Origin of the sequence: Escherichia sp. XD33, from assembly GCF_019375075.1 — a bacterium.
Lineage (GTDB): Bacteria > Pseudomonadota > Gammaproteobacteria > Enterobacterales > Enterobacteriaceae > Enterobacter > Enterobacter flexneri_A.
Window position 1 is genome coordinate 1 of record NZ_JAENDM010000095.1, and the last position, 6,644, is coordinate 6,644.

12 protein-coding genes are annotated in these 6,644 nt (G+C 49.9%); all 12 read right to left on the minus strand.

Going from position 1 to position 6,644, the window contains the following annotated elements; translation table 11 throughout:
- Positions 1-64, minus strand: a 64-nt coding sequence (locus tag K0778_RS24370; RefSeq protein ID WP_001676991.1) for an IS1 family transposase, incomplete at its 3' end; no start/stop codon positions are given.
- Positions 65-312: 248 nt separating this feature from the next.
- On the minus strand, positions 313-645 hold the full coding sequence (gene pemK-mt, locus K0778_RS24375; RefSeq protein WP_000439434.1) for a type II toxin-antitoxin system toxin endoribonuclease PemK-mt: 333 nt from the start codon (positions 643-645) through the stop codon (positions 313-315).
- A gap of 1 nt (position 646) precedes the next feature.
- A complete protein-coding gene (gene pemI / locus K0778_RS24380; RefSeq protein WP_000557619.1) occupies positions 647-904 on the minus strand; it encodes a type II toxin-antitoxin system antitoxin PemI in 258 nt (85 codons plus the stop codon).
- A 92-nt stretch (positions 905-996) separates the two neighbouring features.
- Positions 997-1,650 carry a CPBP family intramembrane glutamic endopeptidase gene (locus K0778_RS24385; protein WP_000616807.1) on the minus strand — a complete coding sequence of 218 codons (654 nt, stop codon included), beginning with the start codon at positions 1,648-1,650 and terminating at the stop codon, positions 997-999.
- A gap of 938 nt (positions 1,651-2,588) precedes the next feature.
- Positions 2,589-3,446 carry an incFII family plasmid replication initiator RepA gene (gene repA, locus K0778_RS24390; protein WP_032495102.1) on the minus strand — a complete coding sequence of 286 codons (858 nt, stop codon included), beginning with the start codon at positions 3,444-3,446 and terminating at the stop codon, positions 2,589-2,591.
- Positions 3,439-3,513 (minus strand): RepA leader peptide Tap, encoded by a 75-nt coding sequence (gene tap / locus K0778_RS28420; RefSeq protein WP_001375168.1) that lies wholly within the window; start codon positions 3,511-3,513, stop codon positions 3,439-3,441. The genes repA and tap overlap by 8 nt, the downstream gene beginning before the upstream one ends.
- Before the next feature lie 244 nt (positions 3,514-3,757).
- The gene (locus K0778_RS24400) at positions 3,758-4,006 is read right to left on the minus strand and encodes a replication regulatory protein RepA (protein WP_000083837.1); all 249 of its coding nucleotides are present in this window, start codon (positions 4,004-4,006) and stop codon (positions 3,758-3,760) included.
- A 283-nt stretch (positions 4,007-4,289) separates the two neighbouring features.
- Positions 4,290-4,439 (minus strand): Hok/Gef family protein, encoded by a 150-nt coding sequence (locus K0778_RS24405; RefSeq protein WP_001312851.1) that lies wholly within the window; start codon positions 4,437-4,439, stop codon positions 4,290-4,292.
- 304 nt (positions 4,440-4,743) lie between these two features.
- Positions 4,744-5,076, minus strand: coding sequence for a hypothetical protein (locus K0778_RS24410; protein ID WP_152916585.1), 333 nt, complete (start codon positions 5,074-5,076; stop codon positions 4,744-4,746).
- Between the two features lie 61 nt (positions 5,077-5,137).
- Entirely contained in the window at positions 5,138-5,737 is a 600-nt protein-coding gene (locus K0778_RS24415) for a PIN domain-containing protein (protein ID WP_032083981.1), read from the minus strand.
- Positions 5,738-6,122: 385 nt separating this feature from the next.
- Positions 6,123-6,323: a hypothetical protein gene (locus K0778_RS24420; protein WP_015059022.1), complete on the minus strand. Its 201-nt coding sequence runs from the start codon at positions 6,321-6,323 to the stop codon at positions 6,123-6,125.
- A gap of 131 nt (positions 6,324-6,454) precedes the next feature.
- On the minus strand, positions 6,455-6,644 hold a 190-nt coding region (locus K0778_RS24425), incomplete at its 5' end, for a ProQ/FINO family protein (protein WP_049286412.1).

Consider the following 6,644-nt stretch of genomic DNA (forward strand, 5'->3'; position numbering starts at 1 on the left):
TGCCGTTACGCACCACCCCGTCAGTAGCTGAACAGGAGGGACAGCTGATAGAAACAGAAGCCACTGGAGCACCTCAAAAACACCATCATACACTAAATCAGTAAGTTGGCAGCATCACCGGAACTTCAAAACTGCGCAAAACACGCAAATACGCACAAGAAAGTAGGGCTGCGCTTGGAATTCGGAAAATAAACCACATCAAAACTACTTTTTAGCCAAATAACGTTTGGGAATCACCAGAATGGTGGGACAACAGCGGTTTTAGTGCCCTAAATCGTACGTTTTCATCCAGTTGCCCCTCAAACCCCATGTTCAAGTCAGAATAGTGGACAGGCGGCCAAGAACTTCGTTCATGATAGTCTCCGGAACCCGTTCGAGTCGTTTTCCGCCCCGTGCTTTCATATCAATTGTCCGGGGTTGATCGCAACGTACAACACCTGTGGTACGTATGCCAACACCATCCAACGACACCGCAAAGCCGGCAGTGCGGGCAAAATTGCCTCCGCTGGTTACGGGCACAACAACAGGCAGGCGGGTCACGCGATTAAAGGCCGCCGGTGTGACAATCAGCACCGGCCGCGTTCCCTGCTGCTCATGACCTGCGGTAGGATCAAGCGAGACAAGCCAGATTTCCCCTCTTTCCATGTCAGATTTCCTCCTGACCAGTCGCCGGTGCATCCAGCCATTCTCGTTCTTCAGCTGATATTTCAGCATTCGGATCACACTGTGCCAGTAGCTCAGCCAGTGAATATTGCGGGCGTCTGTACGGCTCAACAATCAGCCGGCCATTATCAATGACCATGCCAACTTCATTATCTGTGCCCAGAGACAGCGCATTCAGCAGTGCCGGTGGGACGGTCAGCATAACTGAGCCGCCAACCCTCTTCAGTCGGGTGGTATGCATTCTTCACCTCCATAAAAGTTATATTTAAATATAACATCCACTAAAAAAACACACCAGGCTTTAACGCACAATGTTTAATAAAAATATAACTTTCAACCAAACAGTAAACCCAGCGTGGTTGCTTCCATATGCAGCAATACCGGCAGCAGCAGGCCACCACTTCTGATCCTGGCCACTGATGTAATCAACCCCACCAGGAACAGTTCTGCCAGTGTCAGCAGGTTCTGATACTGGCTGTGCGCGGCGACGAACAACAACGACGTTATCAGCGCCCCCAGCCACATCGTCCAGCAGTACCGTGAACGGAAGACGTTCAGCATAATCCCCCGGAACAGCGTTTCCTCATTCAACGGGGCAAGGATAAAGATGGTCAGCAACGTCAGGATCACGTCAGGTATGGACTTATCGGCAAAAAGTTTCGTCATAAATGGCTCAGCAGGCAGAGCCAGCGCCTTACCGAGCAGAAATACACCGACATACACCACGGCCATCGCACCGACCAGCCACGGTACGCCAACGTTGCGCAGCTGACCAACGACCGGTAGCGGAGCTATCCAACGGCGGTATACCAGGAAAACACACAGCAGGTACATCAGAACAGTACCATGACTGAAGAACAAATAGTTTTTTCCTGATCCATAAAGCAGAACGGCCTGCTCCATGACAAATCTGGCTCCCCAACTAATGCCCCATGCAGCCAGCATAACCAGCATAAACTGCAGATATTGATTACGTGTTTGAATCATTGCATCGCCTGTAAATTTTTAACTTGTCCTATTTTTGTCATTACCACGTATATACACATGTATAACAATTCAGATATCGTTACCAGGATATGCCGCATCAGCGGCATGGAAGGCGGCACTCTGTTGTTTCATATGATACAGGAGTAAAACCGCCGAAGCCCGGCGTAAGCCGGTACTGATTGATAGATTTCACCTTACCCATCCCCAGCCCTGCCAGACCATACCCGCTTTCAGCCATGAGAGAGCTTCTGTGCGCGGTCGGAGTGGTCCCGACGAGGGTTTACCCGAAGTCGGGGCGTATCTCCGCGTTAGCGGGCCGTGAGGGCCGCTTACGAGCGTGTACTGAGAACTTCCAGCGAGAAGACTGACAGCGATGAAGATGTAGTTACAACATTCATAATTAAAAGCGACTCTGTTCCGGCCCTTTGGGCCGGGGCGGGGCCGCTTTTCAGTTATGAGGGAGGGGCTTTGTGGTTTCGGTTCTGCGCTGGACCGGGGTTTTTCTGGAGGTTGTTTTTGTGTGTTGTAACTAAAGTGGCTCCGGTCGGGGCCCGCCGCTTGCGGTGGGAGGTGCATATCTGTCTGTCCACAGGACAGGCAGTGAATAGGTTTTCTTTTTAAATGAATGTAATTAAGTAGTTTAAAGGAGATATAAACAGGTGTTTAAAAGATACATTGCACCCTGTAAGACTGGCGGCTGGCGCTTTATGACATGAACGGTTGTAACCTTATGGGGAAGTCCCTTGCAGTTAAATGTGGATAAGCAAAATTCCCCGTCGCTGAGGCGCATTTTGTATTAAAAACAGGGGGAACCGGATGCTCCAGAAGGTGGATAGTGAGGTTGTTTTTTGTATGTGGTGCTGATTTTTTGTTCGCTGGCAGGCTTCAGGCGTGCGAATGCCTCCGGTTCGGGCCGGATTATTCAGAAGAGGTCACTTTCAGGGGGAAGCTGTGGCCAGCCGGCTGTAATTGCGGTTACGTGACAGAATCATGCGCTCCTTCACACGACGCTCCACTTCACGTTTTACCGCCTCACGACTGGCAGTGAAGCGCCCTTCCGCGATTTCGCGCGTCAGCTGCCGTTTCACCAGGGTGATAATATCCTGACGTTCCCTGTCCGCATCACGACGCGCACGGGCACGCTTTATTCCCCGGGACTTAAGCTCTGTCTGGTAACTGCGGAAACGCTCACGAACAAAACGCCAGGCTTTCGCTATCAGTTCATCCATGCCCAGGGTATCCAGCCCCTGCTTTTTGCGTTGTCTGTTTTCCCATTCCACACGGCTGCGGCGTGCGGAAGCCACCGCCACCTCAGACACATCGAGAGCGGCAAACAGCGCCGGTGTGAACGTGATATCGGTCGGAATGTTGCAACCAATAAGCGGGTCATATTCCGTCTGGTAGGTAATCAGACCCAGCTCAGCCAGGGACGTCAGGGCACGGGTGGCACGGGTGATGGAGAGTACTCCGGCATCAGACTCCGTCGCCAGTCCACACTCAATGGCCAGCGTGGTGATGGAGCACTGGACACGGTTGGCCAGCGGATCATAGTGAAAACAGAGCCCCTGCAGCAGCGCATCAATAGCCCGACGACGCAGTACCGGTGGCATGCGCCGACGCAGACCACGCGAACGGGCATGTGCCACATGAATGGCGAAATCAAAACGGGAGGTGAAGCCTACCGCCTTTTCCATCAGTTTTTCGCAAAACTTCAGCGTTCCGGCACCTTCACGGGGTGTAAACACCGGATTCGGGTTCTTTACCTGGCGGTAATAAGTTTGTTGAAGATCAGTCACACCATCCTGCACTTATGTTGCACAGAAGGAGTGAGCACAGAAAGAAGTCTTGAACTTTTCCGGGCATATAACTATACTCCCCGCATAGAGCAACAGCTTCTATGCAGTTTCTTGTTAGCCCCGGTAATCTTTCTGACTCGCCAAAGTTAAAGAAGATTATCGGGGTTTTCGCTTTTCTGGCTCCTGTACATCCACATCAGAACCAGTTCCCTGCCACCTTATGGCGTGGCCAGCCACAAAATTCCTTAAACGATCAGCAATCTATCACGCACACCACAAACAGGCAAGAATGTGATGTCGCTACATTTTAGTTAGCTGAAAGCACTCTTCTGCTTTATCAGTTCAGCAATCATCTCAGCCTGAGTAACACCTTCAGCGTCACACATCTCCTGTAATTGCGCTTTTAACGCAGCAGGAATGAACACTCTGAGTTCTTTATGTGTGGCACGTTTTCTTGCCAGAGATGCCTGCTGACGTTCTGCAAGCGTCAGAGGATTACCTTTTCGGTATGCTCGCTTTGTACCTGATGAGGAAGTCACTGCATTTTCTGTCTGCGACATCTCGCCTCCTCAATTCTCAAACAGGGATCGTTTCGCAGAGGATACTACAGTTTTTTGAAATCAGCGACTTGAAAGTTGTGATGATGATCTGTGTTGGCGCACAAATCATGTCTGATTACGACCGTTTAATGTGATTTTGATGATGAAATGACTGAAAAACAGGAAATGCCTTAACCTGGATGCCGGCCCCGGGCGGGACCGGCTGTTTCTGGCATGTCGGGTGTCTGCCCCTGAAATACCTCACACTTCCGGAAAGCGGGGACTTCCGTCCCCGCCCGGCAGCTTACTTCCGTGCTTCGTAGGCCAGAGTTACCTGCACCACTGTATTTCCCCTGTGAATATTCAGTTCACATAACCGTTCCCTGAATATCAGTGAAAAACACAATACCGTGGCACACACGGCGAGCAACCCGATAAGGGCATATTTCGTCATAAACTTTGACCTCTCTGCAAAGAAGAGGCTACAATCAGTAGTGCTAAGTACTTCATGCAGACCTCACGAGTTAATGGATTAACGAGTGGGGTCTTCGCATTTCTGGTACCTGCGTCTTGCCTGAACCAGAAAGGCTCAGACACCCGCCGCGATAATACCACATTCCTGTCTGGTTACGACGACCTCCATGCCCCTGCTTTTTATTGCAGAAACGCCGGGAGCGGGGAAAACTTGCTTTTTCCCGTTTCCGGGGTTGGACAACTGAGCAACGCGAAGGCGTCAGTGTCCGGAGTTCTGCCACATATCAGTAACTCCCGTACCACCACTCATCGTCGCTTTTTTCCAGAATAATGGTGATACTCCTGACGTCGTCCGGCAGTATTTCCCGGCAGAATCTGGCCGGAAGCGTAAACGTGCCCGAAGACAGCCTTACCCCTTCTTCATAGGAGTCCGTCAGTTTCAGCCTGATTTTCCGGATTTCTGAATCAAGTTCAGCAATAATAAATTCCTGCTTCCCCCGAACGGCAACCGTCACATAACACCCGGCAGAGCCTGAGTCTGTTCGTCTTATCGATAACCGGGTCTTGCTTGCATATCTGTACGGCGCTTTCTGTCTTGTCATGGAAATAAATGCCATTATTGATTTTCGACCTTTCTGTTTTTATAAATAAAATAAATATCATTTTATTCTGGCAGTCTTACCAGATGATTTTATTCCCCTGAATTTTCATTACCCCGCGACGGACCAGTTCATCCCGGATACCTCTGGTCAGGACATCACGCCATTCACCGCGCATCTGTGATTTTAAATAATTATTAAATGTCTTTTCTGTTACCGGCATATTACGAACCTCCCGCGCTGCCTGTTGAATTTTGTTTGCCCACCGGATAACGATATCCATGTCGGGTGCAGCCATCTTTACTGATGACGCCTTATCCGGGGAGACGCGACGGCAGCGAATCCCGCGCGCCTGCAGTGTCCGGACAATACCGTCATATCCCTTGTCAGCGGAAACAATATGGTATTCCTTCTCCGGCCCGTAGTGGCATACACACTGCCCCAGCTCCAGCACCAGATGAAAATCAACATTGTTCCGGGAGACTTCACTGACATGCCGGAGTGTGATTTTTACTGCTTCAGGGAAAGCGTTTACTGGCAGTGCCACATTATTCTGTTTCGCACCCGCGAATATAATTAACTCCGTATATATATTTAAGGAAATTTCTGTCAGGTTACTGCAGTTCTCGTAATCGATAAAGGCAATCACCTGTTGCTTCTCTGATTTTCCGGTCGCCATTTTCTCTTCCTGATTAACAGACTTCACAACCAGATAAAAGAGTCATAAATAACACTTAACATCGCCTGATATTAACAGCCGGGCAACGTGATGTTATTATTTTGCTCTCCTTACTGAATGCATTTGTCCCTGACAGGACAACACTGACCGTCACATGACGGTCTTTTTTATCCATCTGACAGTTTATGGTCACAAAAAACATTCTGACAGATATTAACCACGTAATGACTGTGTATTATCTTTCTTCCCGCAACCTCCCGGCATTAACCGGTGGTAGCTTCACAGGGTTGATGTACAGAGCATTCATTCAATGTCAGTAATACGCTATGAATGATTTTTGGCCTCCTTTGCTCAGGGGAAGTCTTTTTTTTGCCGTTTTTTTTCATTATCTCCGTCGCTGACAGCGTTCGGCTCTCTGCCGTGCAAACTGCTGCCAGTCTGTACGGGGAGCAACACGGGCAGCCAGGAGCCACGCTTCAGCGGCCTCCTTCCGGAATCCCCTGACCTCCAGGCTGACGGCACGGCTTCCGGCACGCTGCCAGCGCCAGACCTGACCGTTCCGTGAACTGTTTCTGAATCCATTCATCTTTATCACTCCTCTTTAACCCGTCAGTATTATGGTGTTAAATAATCTACTGAATTGGCTTCCTTTCGGGTACGGAAGTTATTTCCTTTTAAGCCTTATTTCCCTGCCTCCTCTCTGATGGAGGCTTTTTTTTATTTCTCATCAAGCACGGCCTGAAGTTCTGCCTTTATCCGGTTCTGGCGGCGGATTTTATCCAGACGCGCTGCCGCATACGCTTCCTCCTCCTGAGAAATATGCTCCGTCACATACCCTTCCGTGTCATACCGGCAGGCACCGGCTTTCATGGCACACAGATAGCTTTCTGAACGGGTGATGGCCTTC